The sequence below is a fragment of the Pseudovibrio exalbescens DSM 16456 genome (genome assembly GCF_000422785.1).
GTDB lineage: Bacteria > Pseudomonadota > Alphaproteobacteria > Rhizobiales > Stappiaceae > Pseudovibrio > Pseudovibrio exalbescens.
This window is the reverse complement of sequence record NZ_AUGS01000002.1, coordinates 15,638-31,750: the sequence shown is the minus strand read 5'-3', so window position 1 is coordinate 31,750 and position 16,113 is coordinate 15,638. Positions and strand designations below refer to the sequence as shown.

Genomic DNA, 16,113 nt, shown 5'->3' with positions numbered 1-16,113 from the left:
ACGAGTTTTCTCCTGCCGAGTGAGCCGGCAGGTGACCTTAGAGGAACTGGCCAGTGCATCATTTCACGTACAAGAACGGCGTGCTGTTCGCCGAGGGGGTATCTGTTCCCGAAATCGCTGAAAGCGTGGGAACACCTTTCTATTGCTATTCGCGCGCCACCCTTGAGCGGCATTTCAGTGTTTTCAAGGATGCGTTTGCATCCGTGGATCATCTGGTTTGCTATGCACTGAAAGCCAATTCGAACCTTGCCGTTCTCAAGGTTCTTGCCAGCCTGGGCGCTGGTGCGGATGTGGTGTCAGAAGGCGAGTTGCGCCGGGCTTTGGCGGCCGGTATTCCGGCAAGCAAGGTGGTGTTTTCCGGTGTCGGCAAGACCCGCAAGGAAATGCAGTTTGCCTTGGAGGCCGGAATTTTATGCTTCAACGTGGAATCCGAACCGGAATTGCGACGTCTTTCTGAAGTGGCCTCCGCCATGGAAAAGGTGGCGCCGGTGTCGCTGCGCATCAATCCGGATGTGGACGCCCAGACCCATGCCAAGATTTCAACCGGCAAGGCGGAAAACAAGTTTGGCATTCCCTGGCAGCGTGCTCGGGAAATTTACGCCCATGCTGCCGCATTGCCAGGCCTGAAGGTGGCGGGTATCGATATGCATATCGGTTCTCAAATCACCTCGCTCGACCCTTTTGACAGCGCGTTTTCTCGTCTTGGTGAACTGATTGAAACGCTGCAGGCGGATGGCCACGAGATTGAACACGTGGATGTAGGCGGCGGCCTTGGAATTCCTTACGCGGACAGCATGAATGCCCCTGACCCTGTCGCCTATGCTGAAGTGGTGAGAAAGCATGTCGAGAAGTTGGGATGCCGGGTTGTCTTTGAACCGGGCCGCATGATTGCTGGCAATGCGGGCATTCTGGTAACGGAAACAATTTTCGTGAAAGAAGGTGAGGCGAAGAATTTCGTGATCGTTGATGCGGCCATGAATGACCTCATTCGTCCCACGCTTTATGATGCGCATCACGAAATTGGCGCCGTGGACGAGGCCCTTCAGAACGGCTCGACCATGATGGCCGATGTCGTCGGGCCGGTTTGTGAGACGGGCGACTATCTGGCGCAAAACAGGGCCGTGCCCAAGGTCACGGAAGGGGATTTGCTGGTGGTTTATTCCGCCGGGGCCTATGGGGCAACGCTTGCATCGACCTACAACACGCGGCCGCTGATTCCGGAAGTTCTGGTGGATGGTGACAAGTTCGCCGTTATTCGCAAGCGTCCCTCCTATGATGACCTTCTGGGACAGGACGAGCTCCCGGAGTGGCTTACTTAAAAGTAAGGGTTACGTGAAACTTTCCTTAGGGAAGTTAATTGCTCCTTGTCACTGATCGCCCTATGCTCCACCTTAAAGAGAAAAAGCGATCAGTGAGGCCCCGTGGCAGACAAGGCTCCGCAAGACACATCGCGTTCTTCCCCAAAGGCGCAGCATTCCCTGACCTATCTGGCATTTTCGTCGGCTCTTGATGCGCGGGTGTACCGACTGCAGCTGCGCGCGCGCCTGTATATGCTGTGGGAACAGGTGTGGCCCCATCTGGTGCCCCTGTGCATCTTGCTGGCGTTTTATATTGCGCTCAGTTTTTTGGGCCTATGGCGCTATCTGCCCAGCTTTGTGTCTGCGTTCATTGCTCTTGGTTTTGTTGGCGTTGGCCTTTGGTCCGCCCGTGGCCTGTTGAGCGTTCGTTGGCCGGACCGCACCAAGGCCATTCGCCGCATTGAGCAATCGAGCCGATTGGCCCATGCGCCGCTTCAATCGCTGGAAGACACCATGGCGCTGGGCGAGGGGGATCCCGCTTCCAAAGCGCTGTGGCAGTATCACCGCCGCCAGCTTCTGGCGTTGGTGGGACACTTGCGGGTACGCGGTCCCAACAGTCGCGGTTTTACCAAGGATCCTTATGGTCTACGCGCCTTGGCGGCCATGCTTCTTGTGGTTGCCGTTGCCGTTTCCGGTCCGGATCGCTGGACGACACTTGGTCAGCCCTTTGATTTCAGCGGGTCTGGGTCGGCTGTTCCGGCGCGCATTGACGCTTGGGTTACCCCTCCTGCCTACACGGGGGAAGCACCCATCTTTCTGACAGGCACAGCCCAGGACTTGCGTGATGCGTCGGCTCCTTATGAGGTGCCGGAAGGCAGTGAGCTTCTGGTTCGAGTGCAGAACGGACCGAACGTGGATGTGTCGGTCGTCTCGGGAGAGGCGGTCAAACTGGCAGGAACTGACGCCAAGGATGGCAGCGACACATCGCAATCGACTGGTCAGGAATGGCGCTTTGAGTTGCGCCAGACATCCGAGCTGTCCGTAACTGACGACGGAACCACGGCCTATCTGTGGAGGTTCAATGTGGCACCTGACCACGCACCTTCGATTGCCTATCTTGAGGATCCGGAGCCGCAGCTTTCCGGTAGCCTGCGCTTTCAGTATACGGTTGAAGATGATTACGGCGTTGCCTCTGCTGAAGCGGTAGTAACTCAATTGCCCAGGGGCCAGACCGCTGAGCCACCTCGGCCCTTGATCGAGGCGCCGCAAATTCAACTCTCCCTGCCGCGTCAACTGGCACGTGAGGGCACGGGGGAAACCTTCAAGGATTTGACTGCCCATCCATGGGCCGGGTCCAAGGTGCGCGTTCAGTTGCAGGCGCGGGACGAGGCGGGCCAGCTTGGCGTGTCCGATCGCCTTGTGCTTGCCTTGCCGGAACGTCGCTTCACGAAGCCATTGGCGCGCGCTGTAGTCGAACAACGCCGTGATCTGGCAATGGATGCCAATCAGCATGTCCGGGTAATCGATGCTTTCGACAGCCTGATGTTGGCACCTGAGCGGTTCATCAATGACGCTGGCATTTTTCTTCCCATGCGTCTTGCGTATCGCCAGCTTGTCGATGCCGAAAGCGATGAGGAACTTCGCGCGGTCATTGATGTCTTGTGGACACTTGCCCTGACAATTGAGGACAACGATCTGTCAGCGGTTGAACAGGCGCTGAGGGATGCGCAGGAAGAGCTGCGACAGGCATTGGAAGAGGGCGCGTCGCCGGAGGAAATCGCCCGCTTGATGGACAACCTGCGTGAAGCCCTTCAGGAGTATCTACAGGCCCTGATGCAACAAATGCAGCAAAACCCGCAGGCCATGCAACAGATGCCCATGAACCCCAATGCGCAACAGCTGAATCCGCAGGATCTGGATGAAATGATGCGGCAGATGGAAGAGTTGGCACGGCAGGGCTCATTGGATGCGGCGCGCGAATTGCTTTCTCAGATGCAGCAAATGCTCGAGAACCTGCAGACGGCCCAGCCACGTGCTCCATCACCGCAACAACAACAGATGATGGAAACGCTCAATGAGTTGGGCGAGATGATCCAGCGTCAACAGGATCTGATGGATCAGACCCATCCCTATGCGCCGAACAGCCAGGATGAGCGGATGCGCTCCTATCCCAATCAGTCCGGCAACCAGATGAGCCCGGAAGAGTTGGCCGAGGCAATGAAGAACCTGCAGCAACAGCAGGGAAACCTGTCAGATCAGCTTCAAAAGATGTTGGATGAGCTTGCCAATAACGGAATGGGCAGCAACGAGCAACTCGAGGGTGCCGGAGACGCAATGGATGATGCGCGCGGCGCGCTGGGCCAATCAGCTCCCGGACAGGCCCTGAGCGATCAAGGGCGGGCGCTCGATCAGTTGCGGGACGGTGCGCAACAGATGGCGGAACAGTTGGCTGGGGAAGGAAACGGGCCGGGCATGACCCGCAACGCCCCGTTCAGTCAAGATCCGCTCGGCCGGATGCGGCGCACCCAAGGGCCGGATTTTGGCAATCAGGTTGAAGTTCCGGATGAAATCGACATTCAGCGGGCTCGCCGCATTCTTGAAGAATTGCGTCGCCGTTTTTCTCAGCCCGATCGTCCCGAGTTGGAACTGGACTATCTGGAGCGCTTGCTCAATCGCTACTGATCGGAAAATGGCTTAAAAGGCCACAGATAGTGCAACGCCGGCCATGGAAAATCCGTGGCCGGCGGCGAACAGTTTCGGGATGCGAGCAAGGCCTACGCGTAGAGGCGCCGTTTTTCTGTCACTGTTTCATCCGCAAGAACCTCTGTCACAGCACTGCGAATTTCAACGAGCGAAAATGGCTTGGTCAACACATCGCGCACGCAATTGCTGACCTCGTCGGACCGCTCACGCTGGTCGGCATAGCCGGTCATCAGCAGAATGGGCAGGCCCGGATAGCGTTGGCTGGTTTGCATGGCCAGCGCGATGCCGTCCATCTCCGGCATGCGGATGTCCGAGAGCAACAGATCGAACGCACCTTGCTCGTTCGTCAGGGCTTCAGCGGCCTCGCTGCCGTCAGAAACGGCCGTAACCGTGTGGCCGTCCAGCTCCAACGCACGTTTTACAAACGCACGTACGGCGTCATCATCCTCAGTCAGAAGTACGCGGGCCATTTTGTCCCCCTTCTAAGCGTCACCGTCCTGCGGCACATACCCGATGAATGGGAGTTGCCGCCACGCATGGGCCATATCCATGCCATAGCCGACCACAAACTTGTCGGGGCATTCAAACCCCACATAATCTGCTTCAATATCTGCCTTGCGGTGCATCGGCTTATCCAACAAGGCTGCCACGCGGACGGAGCTTGCACCGCGCTCAGCGATCATGTCGCGCGCGAACTTCAATGTCCGTCCAGACTCCAAAATGTCGTCCACGAGAATCACGTCTCGTCCCGTGACATCACTTTCTATGTCACGCAACACCTTAACATGCCCTGAAGAAACGGTTCCGGTGCCGTAACTGGACAGGTGAAGGAATTCCATTTCCGGGGCGATATTTGCTGCATGCAGAGCGCGCGCCAGGTCAGCCGCGAACATGAAGCTGCCTTTCAAAATGGCGACGACGAGTAGGTCCTCGGGTTGATGGTCTGCAATGCTCTTTGCAATGCCCGTAATGCGTTCGGCGATTGCCGCCTCATCATACAGAACGCGGATTTCCGGTGTACCGGTCATCTAGTGCTCGCTCTTCTTTGTTGGCGCTCTACAAAGCGCATTTGAATGTCTGCGGCCCGGTCCGGTGGCTGAGCCAACCGGGTGCGGAACCTGGTCTTGGTTGCCGGATCCAGCGTCATCAAGCGCGGCTCCACGGTCCAGGCGTAAAGTTCGTGCCCATCATGCGACCGCAGGGACAATCGGACGGCAGGTATCCCCACACGTTTGTCCGTGATGTTTTCGATGGCCCCTTCCACCACAAGAACGGTGGTGCCGTCTTCAACCTCGCGAAAGGTTCTCAGATCCCGAAACTCCAAACCGCGCAGATTCACCGTCAGTCCGGCCAACTGATAAAGGCCAGCCAGATCCGGGAACTGTCTAACGAAGGTGTCTCTATAAACCAGTGTCGTCGCACAGACCAGAAGGGAAGCGGCAAAAAGTGCCCCGCCCATGATCCGGCGCGCGCGCGGAGAGGCGCCAAGCCGTTTTTTGGCCAAATGGGCGTAGCGCGACCGCACCCGATCTCGCGCTTTGGTTGCCTTGGCTGCTGCGGCTTCGACAGCGGCCGCATCGTCGTTCTCGCCGGTTTCTTGCGGGCTGTCTGCGCCAGATGCGGTTTTTTCGTCCGCCTGTTCACTCGGGTCTGCGTCTGCTTCATTTTCGGCAGTGGCAGCGGTTTGATCCGCGCTCATCTGTTCGGCAGTCTCGGTCGTGGAAGGGGCCGGATCCTGAGGTGGTGGTGGAGGAGCGGCCTGCGCGCTTTCACGGTCCAGCTGCTGCCATTCAGCGTCTGCCTTCTTTTCATTCAGGGCGATGGTATCAGCATCATCAGCGCGGGCGCGCCAACTTGTGCTGCAGCGGGTGCACTTCACCGTTCGACCTTCCCCGCCGATTTTCTCGCTGGGAATTTCGTAGGTGGTGTTGCATTCCGGGCATCTGATCTTCAATTTCATGGAAGATCCTGGTTTCCTCGGCTCTGTCCGTTCTGCCCCAACATGGCACCAGCCACTCCGCAGATGGTTTCTGGGCCTAACAGAATCTTCATATGATTAAGGAATTGTTAAACTCTCTTGTCAGTTTAGCTATAAACCGATGGTGGAAAATGCAAGTCACTGATTTCTGCTGTTCTTAACTCTGTCAATGATTTGGGGATAGTTGCAGAATGAAAGGGTGCATGCTTAATGATCCATTAACGAGCGGGCTTGTAGCGTGGCGCCAACACGAAGGAGCTGCTGGTGATTAGGTTCGAAAACGTCGGTTTGCGCTATGGCATGGGCCCGGAGATCCTCAAGGATCTGACATTCTCCATTGAACCGCAGTCATTCCAGTTCCTGACCGGACCGTCGGGGGCCGGCAAAACCAGCCTTTTGCGCTTGTTGTTTTTGTCTTTGCGTCCAACGCGTGGCCTTATTTCTGCGTTCGGGACGGATACTTCCCGGGTGACGAAATCACAGCTTCCCGCGTTGCGTCGGCGCATCGGGGTGGTGTTTCAGGATTTTCGTTTGCTGGACCATCTGACAACCTACGAGAATGTGGCCTTGCCCCATCGAGTGGCCGGCAAGATGGAAGCGGACTACCGATCGGATGTCATCGACCTGTTGAAGTGGGTTGGCCTTGGGGACCGCATGCACGTCATGCCGCCCGTTCTGTCAGGCGGGGAAAAGCAGCGCGCGGCCATCGCGCGGGCGTTGATTACCCGTCCTGAAGTGTTGTTGGCGGACGAGCCGACCGGGAATGTGGATGCGCCACTGGCCAGACGCCTGCTTCGATTGTTTATTGAATTGAATCGGCTTGGAACATCTGTTCTGATTGCGACCCACGATCTTCACTTGTTGGAGCAGGTGAACGCCCGTCATCTGGTGCTGCATGACGGCCGCATGATAGTTGATGAGTAACAGTATGGAACGACGCGAGCCGGCTCTGACAAGACATGAACAGGCCCAACGAGGGGGTGGCCCACGCCCCTCGGGGAAGGCCCCAAAGGGGCCGGGCGGTATCCGGCGTTCCTTCAAGGCCCCGAAAAAGCCCGTCAAAAAGACCCAGGCTGGCAAACGTCGCATCCAGAAGCCAAGGCAAGCCCCCATCGTGCCGCCTCAGGCGGTTGCCGGGCGGGCGCTGATGCTGGTTGTGGCGATCATGAGCTTTCTCGCGTGCCTGACGGTGGGGTTCGTTACTGTTGTCAATGATGCTGCCACGGACTGGAGCAACGAGCTTGTTCGCGAGATCACCATTCAGATCCGCCCGGTGGATGGCATCGACATGTTGCAGCAGATCGACAGAACGGTGGCGTTGGCTCAGGAGTTTCAGGGAGTTGGCCATGTGCGTGCCTTGTCCGATCAGGAAACTCAGGAGTTGCTCCAGCCTTGGCTGGGAGGGGATCTCAATCTGGATGACTTGCCGGTTCCGCGCTTGATCCTTGTGAAGATTGCCCAGCCGGAGCTTCTCGATCTCACGGAGATGAAAGCCACCATCGAGGATGACATACGCGGCGCCAGTCTTGATGATCATCGGCTGTGGACCCAGCAGCTGTCCTCCATGGCCAACGGTGCGGTTGTCATCGGGTTCGGGATCCTGATCCTTGTGCTGGCCTCCATGATCCTGTCCGTGGTTTTTGCCACCCGCGCTGCCATGTCCGGTAACAAGGAGGTGGTGGAAGTCTTGCACTTTGTGGGGGCGGAAGACAGTTTCATCGCCTCTCAGTTCCAACGTCACTTTCTGGTTCTGGGCTTGAAAGGCGGGCTTGTGGGCGGCGCTATCGGCTGCCTCAGTTTCATGCTCATCGAGTTTTTGGGGAATACACCCAACGAGTTCGGTGCCGCAGGTCAGGCGCAAGCCTTGCTCGGTACGATCTCGGTCAGTTGGTTGGGATATGTCGGTGCCGGCCTGGTGGTTGTTCTGGTTGCTGTTTTGACAGCCTTGACGTCACGAATAGCCGTTCATTCGCATCTGGCGGGGATGGACTAATCTTTCGCTAAATTTGAGTTCACTTTTGGCCATGATCTGGTGTTAAGGTCACTTCAAGGAAATTGAGGCAATGAACAGGCGCGCCACGGGCGAGGCAAAATGCGCGCGGACCACTCACATATGACAGAAGACGATACTTTGGCTCCCCCTAGTTCGGCCGGCTCCAAGGCCAGTGAGATTTCGGCTCGCTCGAATGAACCGGAGCAGCGTGCGCGCGTCTCGCAAGGTCCGTCAGATGCCTGTGAGAATGCAAAGGAGCCAAGGCGCATTGTTCGGTCACGGCGCTCCCGTTGGATAACGTTTCGACGGTTGATCCTGTTCGTGGTCGGTGTCTTGTTTGCGTGCCTTGTCGCGTTGGGGACCAGTTTCTTCAGCTTCGTCGCCACCTTGAACACGGCTCCCATGGATGAGCTGCGGTCCGCCGATGGTATCGTGGTGTTCACGGGCGGACGGGAGCGCATCACCAACTCGTTGAGCTTGTTGGCCGAAGGAAAAGCCAAGCGCCTTCTCATTTCCGGCGTTCATCCTGAAACCACCGCCGAACAGATTTCCCGCCTGACCGAGCGCAAGATGGCCTTGTTTCAGTGTTGTGTGGACTTGGATCGACGTGCCCGGGATACGATCGGCAACGCTGCGGAAACGGCGGCATGGGCGCACAAGAACGAGTTCAAGAGCATCGTTGTGGTGACAAGCGCCTATCATATGCCCCGGGCACTGACGGAACTTCAGGCCTTGCTGCCGGATGTGGAGATTATTCCCAATCCGGTCTTTCATGAAGGGCTTGATTTGCGGCATTGGTATCTTGAAGGGGAAACAACAAAGCTTCTCCTGCGCGAATTTGTGAAGTATACGCTTGTGCGGGTTCGGGTGAGCTGGAACGCCTTGCTGTAGGGCGGACCGTCTTTCTGGAGCCCGGCGCAAGTGTCTGCTTGCCGCAATTTCCCCGTGCGAACATACAGACTGGGTTTCATGATTTTACTGCGTTCGGTTCTTTTCAATTTGCTCTTCTATCTGACAACGTTTGTCCTCATGATCGCGTTCATGCCGATCTTTCTGCTGCCTTGGCGGTGGGGATTCTGGATCTTGCCCATTTGGTGCAATGTCAATCTGTTCCTGCTGCGCTGGGTAGGGGGCGTCAAATCGGACATTCGTGGTCTGGAAAATCTGCCCGAGGAAGGTTGCATCATTGCATCCAAGCATCAGTCGGCATGGGAAACCTTTGCCTTGCTGGCGCATCTGAAGGCGCCTTCCTTCATCTTGAAGCGCGAGTTGAGGGCAATACCGATTTTCGGTTGGTACATCTGGAAACTGCGGCAGATTCCGGTTGATCGCGGAAAGCGGTCTGCGGCATTGGCGTCCATGGCGCGCAGTGCCGAGGAGGCCATCAACCTGCAACGCCACATCATTATTTTCCCAGAGGGAACCCGGCGTCCGGCGGGGGCGGAACCCAAATACAAGTATGGCATTGCGCACCTGTATTCCTCGTTGAGCTGCAAGGTGGTGCCCGTCGCTGTCAATTCCGGTGTCTACTGGCCACGGCGGCGTTTCTTCCGTTTTCCTGGCACGATCAGCGCACAAATTCTGCCGCCGATAGAGCCGGGATTGGACCAAAAAGCGTTTCTTGCGCGTTTGGAACACGACATCGAGACGGCCTCCAATGCACTGTTTGAAGAGGCTGCGGCTGCGACTCCGGACAACATTATCGTCAAGGAAGCCCGTGAACGCCAAGCCCAAACGACACAGGCGGTTGCTCAGGCGTCGTCATAAAGCCTTCAAAACGAACGCAGAACCTCAAAAAGCCAGCTGTGAGCGATCGCAGGTGGCTTTTTTGTTGCGCTGGTTGCTTTTCGTTCATATTTTGTTCCTATACTCAGAATCATCGAGTGGGTAATGAAGCGAGTATCAACCGTGCAGTATTCCCTATTCCGGTCCAATTCAGCCAGCGGGCGGGCCGCCCGTGTATCCGAACTCCTGTCCGCAGGGGACCGCTTCCGGTACTGGGAAGGGGACTCTGGCAAGCGCTACCTGTTTTCCAAGATCAAGGAAAATGAACTGCAGGACTATCCCAACAGTCTTGTGTTGGTAGCTGACGATCGCATGGATCATTTGGTCGTCTGGCTTGGGCAGGCCGATTCACAAGGGGAGTTGATGGGCGCGCGCAGCCTCCCCAAACGGCGCCGCCGGCTTGGGTTTTATGTTCACCTGTTGTGCAACTCAGATGCGGACCGTCAGCAAACTCTTGAAGATCTTACGGCGGGGCTGTTTTCAGACTAGTTTGTCGCCGTTTTGTTTCGGTGCGCGATCAATTGTTTTTCCAGCCACTCCAGATCTCGGTCGTGAATGCCGAGGTGATGGAGGTGTTGCGCCGTATTCACCACATATTCCGGGTTAGGGCCTGATTGACCGCAGGCTGACAGAACGATTTCCAGCTGCCGTTCACGCGGAAGTGCACCGGCGTATTGCGGATGGGTGCGGTCTGCAACATAGGTCAGCGCTTCCACCGGATCGTGCGGGCGTCCGTCCAGCTCAACCCCGCGTACTGTCTCCCGATAAACCATGGTGGCCTGTTCGCGTTCCCGTAGATAGGCGATGGTGCGCTCGCGATTTTGTCCGGCCACGCGAAAGGCCATGCCGCGGCAGGAACCGCCCCGGTCCAAACCGAACACCAGACCCGGTTGTTCTTGTGTGCCGCGATGAACCCAAGAATAGACACATAGGGAGCGGTGGACCCCCCGAACGAGCGCCGGAACAGCCTCTTCGTACTCAAATCCCGGTCGCCAGATCAGTGATCCGTAGCCAAACACCCATAAATCTCGCATAACCTGCTATTTTCCGTGTTTTAATTTGCTGCGCATCGGGTAACAGTCCGCAAGAGTCAACGCAACTGCCCGTCAGTATGAGGTGAGAATAATTAGCATGAGCACAACATCCCGTCCCAAGCGCCCCTCAAAAAAATCTTACTTCATTCTGGCAGGGATGGTTGGTCTGGGTATTGCGGCCTGGTCAACCTACTGGAACATCGGCAGTGGCGCGATCAGTGACACCTTGAAAAATGCCCATCGGATCGCAGAGGTGGAGGGTGCGGCATTCAACTGTACCAATGAAACGGTGGGCGGTTATCCGTTTCGTTTTGAGGTGACCTGCTCGCCCTTGCGTTTGGAGCGGGGCGCGCAGAGCCTGTTTGCTCAGGAGATGCGGGGTGTGGCGCTGGCCTATAATCCCACTCACGTCATTCTGGAGGCGGACAGTCCGTTTGAGGTGATCGCCGGGCAGGGCGGTCCGGGATATGCTGCCACATGGGACAGCGCCCGCCTGAGCGCCCATGTGGGTTCGGGACGGATTAGCAAGGCGGACATGGTGATTGAAAACCCGGCGCTTTCAGTGGTGGCGTTGCAGACACCGCTGCGTCTTGCGGCTGAAGCGGCGGAAATGCATCTGCGTGAAAGCGGTGAGGAGGCCGAAGGTGTCGATGCAGCCGTTCTGGTCAAACAGTTCACCTCAGAGACAATGGCACTGGAGCAACCGCTTGATATCGAGCTTATCGTCACCGCACCGGAAGGGGCGTCGGTCCTTGAAGGAAAACTGCGCGATCCACGGGATCTGCTTGTCGATGGCAAGTTGGACCTGATAGTGCGCACCGCGCGCGTGGCCTCGGGAGACTTCTTTGTTCAGACGCAGGGCCCGGTTACGGTTGATGATCAGGGGCGCCTTTCTGGCACTCTGCCGCTGACTGTCTCTGGCGTGGACAAGCTGGCCGAGGTGCTTTCGCCGTTGTTTCCAGATGGTTCACGCTTGCCGCAAAGTCTTGAAAAGACGGCGATGAGCATCGGCAAAAGCAATATGGTGAATGGTCAGCCGACAATTCAGCTGCCTGTAACACTGGAGAACGGTCGGGCCCGGATCGCGTTCATCGACCTGGGCCCTGTGCCGCCGTTGTTTTAGGTATTGGCTTCGGCGAGCCGCTCGACGGAAACATTGTAGCTTTGCTTGTCGCCCGGCTCGCCCATTTGTTCGTAGAGGCCCGTCTCAACTTCGTTTTTGGCGGGTACCATCCAACGCACGTGAGACCAGTCACGGATTTTTCCGATGCCGGCCACATGGGCCACGAGATCGCGTCCAATGCCCTGACTCTGATGGCTTGGCATCACATAGATGTCTTCCAATTGGCCAATGCGCCGGCCCGAAATCAGGTCCGGCAAATCATAGAACAGAGCGAAACCAACCAGCTCATCACTGCAGAAAGCGCCCAAAAACTCGGCCCCACCTGCGGTTAGAAGGCGTTCGGCATATACTTCATCCGGACGGCGAGGCGCTCCGCGTCTCAGAGCCTGCGCGTTCTCCGCGATAAGCGGGGCAAGAGCCGGTGCATCGTCGTGAACTAAGGTGCGAATGGTCTCAGCGCTCATGGTTGATTTGGTCCTGTTACATATCAAAGGATTTAAATCTCAGTGTCGCCAATTCAAACGCTAAATCAAGGTGTAGTTCTGATTTGCCGCAGGAAATACAGCGCTATCGCATGGTTCGGCGTACTCCGCTCACAGGTGAATGTGATTTTTCGCGCCTGCCGTTGGTGTCCGTTTGGGTAAACTTCCAAAAATCTTCATACAAACAACGTCTTTAAGCTGTTAGCGGTTTGCGTTAGCATCTGCGGCTCGATGGCTGAAAATCTGATTTTGCGTTGGAAATAAAAGACGCACGGGTTGTGATCTGGTTATCAAAACGCGCTTGCAAGGGACAAGCGATCGCAACTGTGACCAAATGGGGGAAGTGATCAATGGCAGCGGCAGGTAAAACGATACGACCGCGTCGAAGTGTTCTTTATGTTCCGGGCTCCAACACCCGGGCGATCGAGAAGGCCAAGGGGCTGGATGTGGACAGCATCATTTTCGATCTGGAAGACGCGGTGGCGCCTGAAGCCAAGCTGGATGCCCGAGAGCAAGTGTATCAAGCCGTCAAGGCTGGCGATTTTGGTCACCGCGAGCTGGTCATTCGCATCAATGCGTTGACCTCGGAATTCGGACGGTCGGATCTTGATGCGGCCATCACGGCAAAGCCCGATGCGATTGCCCTGCCAAAAGTGAATGGGCCTGCGGATCTGAAACTGGTCTCAGGTATCTTGAAAGCCCAAGGGGCGGATCCGGCGATTAAACTCTGGGCGATGATGGAAACACCACTGGCCATGTTGAATGCAAAAGGCATTGGGTTGTCTGGTCTGGAAGACGATGTTCGGCTTGATGCCTTGGTGATGGGGACAAACGATTTGGCGAAGGAAACAGGCGTTGCCATTGCGCCTGGCCGCGCCGAGTTGATGCCTTGGCTCATGACGTGCGTTGCCGCGGCGCGGGCGGGTCGCATCAGCATTATTGACGGTGTTTTCAATGATTTCTCCAAACCAGAAGCTTTTGCCGAGGAATGCGCACAAGGCGCACGAATGGGAATGGATGGCAAAACGCTGATCCATCCCAGTCAGATAGAAGCGTGTCACCGTGCTTTTTCGCCTGGTCCATATGAACTGGCTTGGGCGCGTAAAATGATTGCGGCCTTTGATGACCCGGCCAACAAGAGCAAGGGGGTTGTTCAGGTGGAGGGGCAGATGGTTGAGCGCCTTCATGCGGATATGGGCCGGCATCTCGTTGCCGTGGCAGAAGCGATTGAGGCTCGGAATATGGCAGGTTGAAATGTGCTTGAGGGGCCGCCGCGTGGGCAACCATTTGGCGGCCACCCCGCTCAAGCACGTATTGAACCGGGCCCAGACAGGTAATCGGAGAAGAAAAAATGCGTCTTTATCGGCTGATCACGGAACCGGATTCCTCAGAGTTTTGTCACCGCATAACTCAGGCTCTCAATCGTGGCTGGGAGCTTTATGGATCACCAACGATGACTTTTGATGCTGCCAAGGGCGTGACGATGTGCGGCCAGGCGGTCGTCAAAGTGGTGCCAGATGAGGAATACACGCGGGAAACCAAATTGGGTGAGTGGTAAATCATCTGAAATTTCAGGCGCTTGTGTGGCTTCCGCAAGTGTCTTTTTTCAGGTTCTGCGTCAAATCCCGAACTCGAAATCCCGGTAGAAACCCTGTAGGCCTTTTGAGGTCTTATAGGGGTTCAAGCCGTGATAAATATATTACTCAATGCGGTATTACCCGTGTTTGCCGCTGTTGTACTGGGTTATGGGTTCGGGTGGCTGAAGCTCTTTGACAAAGATGAAGCCAATGTGATCAATAAAACGGTGTTCTATGTCTTTTTGCCAGCACTTTTGTTCAAGCTGGTGGCACAAGCACCCTTTGAGAAATTCGACTATCTCTACGTTGTTGGCTATAGCCTTTCCGAGGCGTTGGTTTACGGGCTGACTTTTTTTCTCGCCTACAAGGTGTTTAATCGCTGCATCAAGGAAAGCCTGCTGCTTGGCATGGCGGCTGCGTTTTGTAACCACACCTTCTTCATTCTTCCCATCGCAGAGGTTCTTTACGGCCATGAGGCGACCTTGCCGGTGGTCTCGGTCATCGTCGTCGACAATCTTATCGTTCTCGGTGGGACCGTGTTGGCGCTGGAGTTGATGACCAAAAACGGTCAAGGATCGCCGTTTCATAATCTGTGTGCCACGTTTTACACCAATCCCAACATCATGGCATTGGCGTTGGGGCTTGCTGTAAACCTGTGCGGCATCTCAACGAACAACGGTATCGGGGTCTATGCCGATTTTCTGGGCAGTGCGGCTGCGCCGGCTTCTCTGTTTGCGCTGGGGCTTGTGTTGAGCACACAGCGCGTCGGTTTTGCCAGTCCGTTGGTGTTGAGCGCGTCTGCGCTCAAGCTCGTTGTTGTGCCCGCCATCGCTTGGGTTCTGTTCGCGATCGCGTTCGCTTTACCGCAGTTCTGGATTGGTCCGGGCGTGCTGGTCGCTGCCGGCCCAAGCGGGGTTCTGGCCTTCGTGATCGGTGTTCAGTACAAGGCCCCGGAAGAGTTTCTCAGCCAGGTCATTCTCGTCACCACATTCCTATCCGTGATTACGGTCACCGCTGTGGCGGCAATCACTGTTTGATCGTGGGGTGGCGGCCCGGAGACAACATGGCTTCAGTCAGGCGCTTGTAGATGGTTTCCACGCGCGCCTGATGAGCCGGGTTGGCGCGATAGAAGTAGGTCAGCCCAGGTGCTGCGTTGACTTCCAGAATGCAATATGGCCCTTCGCAGGCGGCGATATCCGGGCAGAGAATATCAATGCCGGCATAACGCAGGCCGAGTGTAGCGGCGGCCTTGCAGGCGATCTGAGAGATGAAGGGACTGATTTTCTCGGTCTGATCCAGACAGTCCCCTCCGGTTGACAGGTTGGCGCTGGGCAACAAGCTCAGAATTTCGCCCGTTGATGGCACGCTGCCGAGTGCGTAGCCCTGTGCTTGGAGATGTTTTTCTATGCGCGGATCGCTGGCCTCTATCTTTTTCCCACCGGTTCGGGTGGTGGCCTTGTCGAGGTGTGCAGCAATCAGCTGCTGCAGCGGAGTTTGGCCGTCACCAACGACCGACAGGGCGCGACGTTCGATGACAGCAAGGACCTCACCATCCAGAACAATGACACGGTAGTCCTTGCCTGGCATGGCTTTTTGCACCAATGCCGCCCCATAGCGGTTGAGCAGCAATGTTAGGGCTTCATCCAGTTCGCCCGCATGCGTGGTGCACAGAACATGCGTGCCTTGGGATTGATCATTGGGTTTGGCAAAGATCGGAAATCCGCGATCCATTGCAAACGAATGCGCATTCCGTCGTGTGTGCATATGCTCGGCAGCCTCCGGATTTCGGCTGCGAATAGTGGCGATCTCTTGCTCAGAGTGGATCAGAACACCGTCGGGTACACACAGGCCTGCAGAGTCAAGCATCTGGGAGGTGTACTCCTTGTCGATGGCAATCTGAGCCGGCCCAAATGCGTTAAGCGGCAAACTGGTTCCCTTGAAGACCAGCCGCTCACCAGAGCCCGTGAGAATGTAACCGGCGTGCTGGTAGCGGATATCCACGAACAGGCGGGCGCCGTAGTCGGCGCAAAAGCGCGCCAGCATTTCATTGCCAACAGACAATCCGGGCAGGTCACAAGCCTCGACGAACTTTGCCATGGTTTCCTATCCAACAAAAAGGCCCGGATCTCTCCGAGCCTTT

At 56.5% G+C, this 16,113-nt stretch carries 17 protein-coding genes; 11 read left to right on the top strand and 6 right to left on the bottom strand.

Annotation, left to right across the window (positions count from 1 at the left end):
- Positions 1-53: 53 nt before the first annotated feature.
- On the top strand, positions 54-1,319 hold the full coding sequence (gene lysA / locus G512_RS0102645; protein WP_028480355.1) for a diaminopimelate decarboxylase: 1,266 nt from the start codon (positions 54-56) through the stop codon (positions 1,317-1,319).
- A 102-nt stretch (positions 1,320-1,421) separates the two neighbouring features.
- Positions 1,422-3,980: a TIGR02302 family protein gene (locus tag G512_RS0102640; RefSeq protein WP_036488329.1), complete on the top strand. Its 2,559-nt coding sequence runs from the start codon at positions 1,422-1,424 to the stop codon at positions 3,978-3,980.
- 92 nt (positions 3,981-4,072) lie between these two features.
- Here the strand turns inward: G512_RS0102640 and G512_RS0102635 are convergent, their stop codons facing one another.
- From G512_RS0102635 to G512_RS0102625, 3 genes are read right to left on the bottom strand one after another with little or no spacing between them, the layout of a single operon-like run.
- Positions 4,073-4,471 carry a response regulator gene (locus G512_RS0102635; RefSeq protein WP_028480353.1) on the bottom strand — a complete coding sequence of 133 codons (399 nt, stop codon included), beginning with the start codon at positions 4,469-4,471 and terminating at the stop codon, positions 4,073-4,075.
- Positions 4,472-4,483: 12 nt separating this feature from the next.
- Positions 4,484-5,029, bottom strand: a complete 546-nt coding sequence (gene hpt, locus G512_RS0102630; RefSeq protein WP_028480352.1) for a hypoxanthine phosphoribosyltransferase — start codon at positions 5,027-5,029, stop codon at positions 4,484-4,486.
- Positions 5,026-5,961: an MJ0042-type zinc finger domain-containing protein gene (locus G512_RS0102625; RefSeq protein WP_051268820.1), complete on the bottom strand. Its 936-nt coding sequence runs from the start codon at positions 5,959-5,961 to the stop codon at positions 5,026-5,028. Before G512_RS0102625 ends, hpt begins: the two co-directional genes overlap by 4 nt.
- 282 nt (positions 5,962-6,243) lie before the next feature.
- Here G512_RS0102625 and ftsE point away from each other — a divergent pair, with 282 nt between their 5' ends.
- The 5 genes from ftsE to G512_RS0102600 all read left to right on the top strand — a co-directional run bounded on the left by ftsE (position 6,244) and on the right by G512_RS0102600 (position 10,246).
- Complete coding sequence (ftsE, locus tag G512_RS0102620; protein ID WP_028480350.1) at positions 6,244-6,903, top strand: cell division ATP-binding protein FtsE; 660 nt, start codon at positions 6,244-6,246, stop codon at positions 6,901-6,903.
- On the top strand, positions 6,896-7,972 hold the full coding sequence (locus tag G512_RS0102615; RefSeq protein ID WP_208974919.1) for a cell division protein FtsX: 1,077 nt from the start codon (positions 6,896-6,898) through the stop codon (positions 7,970-7,972). The genes ftsE and G512_RS0102615 overlap by 8 nt, the downstream gene beginning before the upstream one ends.
- A gap of 120 nt (positions 7,973-8,092) precedes the next feature.
- The gene (locus G512_RS19795) at positions 8,093-8,863 is read left to right on the top strand and encodes a YdcF family protein (protein WP_081657346.1); all 771 of its coding nucleotides are present in this window, start codon (positions 8,093-8,095) and stop codon (positions 8,861-8,863) included.
- A gap of 78 nt (positions 8,864-8,941) precedes the next feature.
- Positions 8,942-9,739, top strand: coding sequence for a lysophospholipid acyltransferase family protein (locus G512_RS0102605; protein WP_028480348.1), 798 nt, complete (start codon positions 8,942-8,944; stop codon positions 9,737-9,739).
- Positions 9,740-9,862: 123 nt separating this feature from the next.
- A complete protein-coding gene (locus G512_RS0102600; RefSeq protein ID WP_051268817.1) occupies positions 9,863-10,246 on the top strand; it encodes a hypothetical protein in 384 nt (127 codons plus the stop codon).
- Here G512_RS0102600 and G512_RS19790 read toward each other — a convergent pair.
- Positions 10,243-10,791, bottom strand: coding sequence for a gamma-glutamylcyclotransferase (locus G512_RS19790; RefSeq protein ID WP_036488327.1), 549 nt, complete (start codon positions 10,789-10,791; stop codon positions 10,243-10,245). The two genes, G512_RS0102600 and G512_RS19790, sit on opposite strands and share 4 nt — an antisense overlap.
- Before the next feature lie 97 nt (positions 10,792-10,888).
- On the opposite strand from G512_RS19790, the gene G512_RS0102590 reads away from it, so the two are divergent.
- Complete coding sequence (locus G512_RS0102590; RefSeq protein WP_051268815.1) at positions 10,889-11,914, top strand: DUF2125 domain-containing protein; 1,026 nt, start codon at positions 10,889-10,891, stop codon at positions 11,912-11,914.
- Here the strand turns inward: G512_RS0102590 and G512_RS0102585 are convergent.
- Entirely contained in the window at positions 11,911-12,378 is a 468-nt protein-coding gene (locus tag G512_RS0102585; protein WP_028480345.1) for a GNAT family N-acetyltransferase, read from the bottom strand. The genes G512_RS0102590 and G512_RS0102585 overlap by 4 nt on opposite strands.
- A 368-nt stretch (positions 12,379-12,746) precedes the next feature.
- Here G512_RS0102585 and G512_RS0102580 point away from each other — a divergent pair, with 368 nt between their 5' ends.
- The 3 genes from G512_RS0102580 (at position 12,747) to G512_RS0102570 (ending at position 15,010) form a co-directional block, all read left to right on the top strand.
- Complete coding sequence (locus G512_RS0102580) at positions 12,747-13,649, top strand: HpcH/HpaI aldolase/citrate lyase family protein (RefSeq protein WP_036488324.1); 903 nt, start codon at positions 12,747-12,749, stop codon at positions 13,647-13,649.
- 98 nt (positions 13,650-13,747) lie between these two features.
- Complete coding sequence (locus G512_RS0102575; RefSeq protein WP_028480343.1) at positions 13,748-13,954, top strand: DUF1737 domain-containing protein; 207 nt, start codon at positions 13,748-13,750, stop codon at positions 13,952-13,954.
- 129 nt (positions 13,955-14,083) lie between these two features.
- The gene (locus G512_RS0102570; RefSeq protein ID WP_081657345.1) at positions 14,084-15,010 is read left to right on the top strand and encodes an AEC family transporter; all 927 of its coding nucleotides are present in this window, start codon (positions 14,084-14,086) and stop codon (positions 15,008-15,010) included.
- Here the strand turns inward: G512_RS0102570 and G512_RS0102565 are convergent.
- Positions 15,000-16,070, bottom strand: a complete 1,071-nt coding sequence (locus G512_RS0102565; RefSeq protein WP_036488321.1) for a hypothetical protein — start codon at positions 16,068-16,070, stop codon at positions 15,000-15,002. The genes G512_RS0102570 and G512_RS0102565 overlap by 11 nt on opposite strands.
- Positions 16,071-16,113: the final 43 nt, after the last annotated feature.

What these genes read in the sequence shown, in the direction of transcription:
- G512_RS0102635 (WP_028480353.1), bottom strand. Translation starts at nt 4,471, where the DNA reads ATGGCCCGCGTACTTCTGACTGAGGATGATGACGCCGTACGTGCGTTT.
- hpt (WP_028480352.1), bottom strand. Translation starts at nt 5,029, where the DNA reads ATGACCGGTACACCGGAAATCCGCGTTCTGTATGATGAGGCGGCAATC.
- G512_RS0102625 (WP_051268820.1), bottom strand. Translation starts at nt 5,961, where the DNA reads ATGAAATTGAAGATCAGATGCCCGGAATGCAACACCACCTACGAAATT.
- G512_RS0102615 (WP_208974919.1), top strand. Translation starts at nt 6,896, where the DNA reads ATGAGTAACAGTATGGAACGACGCGAGCCGGCTCTGACAAGACATGAA.
- G512_RS19795 (WP_081657346.1), top strand. Translation starts at nt 8,093, where the DNA reads ATGACAGAAGACGATACTTTGGCTCCCCCTAGTTCGGCCGGCTCCAAG.
- G512_RS0102605 (WP_028480348.1), top strand. Translation starts at nt 8,942, where the DNA reads ATGATTTTACTGCGTTCGGTTCTTTTCAATTTGCTCTTCTATCTGACA.
- G512_RS0102600 (WP_051268817.1), top strand. Translation starts at nt 9,863, where the DNA reads ATGAAGCGAGTATCAACCGTGCAGTATTCCCTATTCCGGTCCAATTCA.
- G512_RS19790 (WP_036488327.1), bottom strand. Translation starts at nt 10,791, where the DNA reads ATGCGAGATTTATGGGTGTTTGGCTACGGATCACTGATCTGGCGACCG.
- G512_RS0102590 (WP_051268815.1), top strand. Translation starts at nt 10,889, where the DNA reads ATGAGCACAACATCCCGTCCCAAGCGCCCCTCAAAAAAATCTTACTTC.
- G512_RS0102585 (WP_028480345.1), bottom strand. Translation starts at nt 12,378, where the DNA reads ATGAGCGCTGAGACCATTCGCACCTTAGTTCACGACGATGCACCGGCT.
- G512_RS0102580 (WP_036488324.1), top strand. Translation starts at nt 12,747, where the DNA reads ATGGCAGCGGCAGGTAAAACGATACGACCGCGTCGAAGTGTTCTTTAT.
- G512_RS0102575 (WP_028480343.1), top strand. Translation starts at nt 13,748, where the DNA reads ATGCGTCTTTATCGGCTGATCACGGAACCGGATTCCTCAGAGTTTTGT.
- G512_RS0102565 (WP_036488321.1), bottom strand. Translation starts at nt 16,070, where the DNA reads ATGGCAAAGTTCGTCGAGGCTTGTGACCTGCCCGGATTGTCTGTTGGC.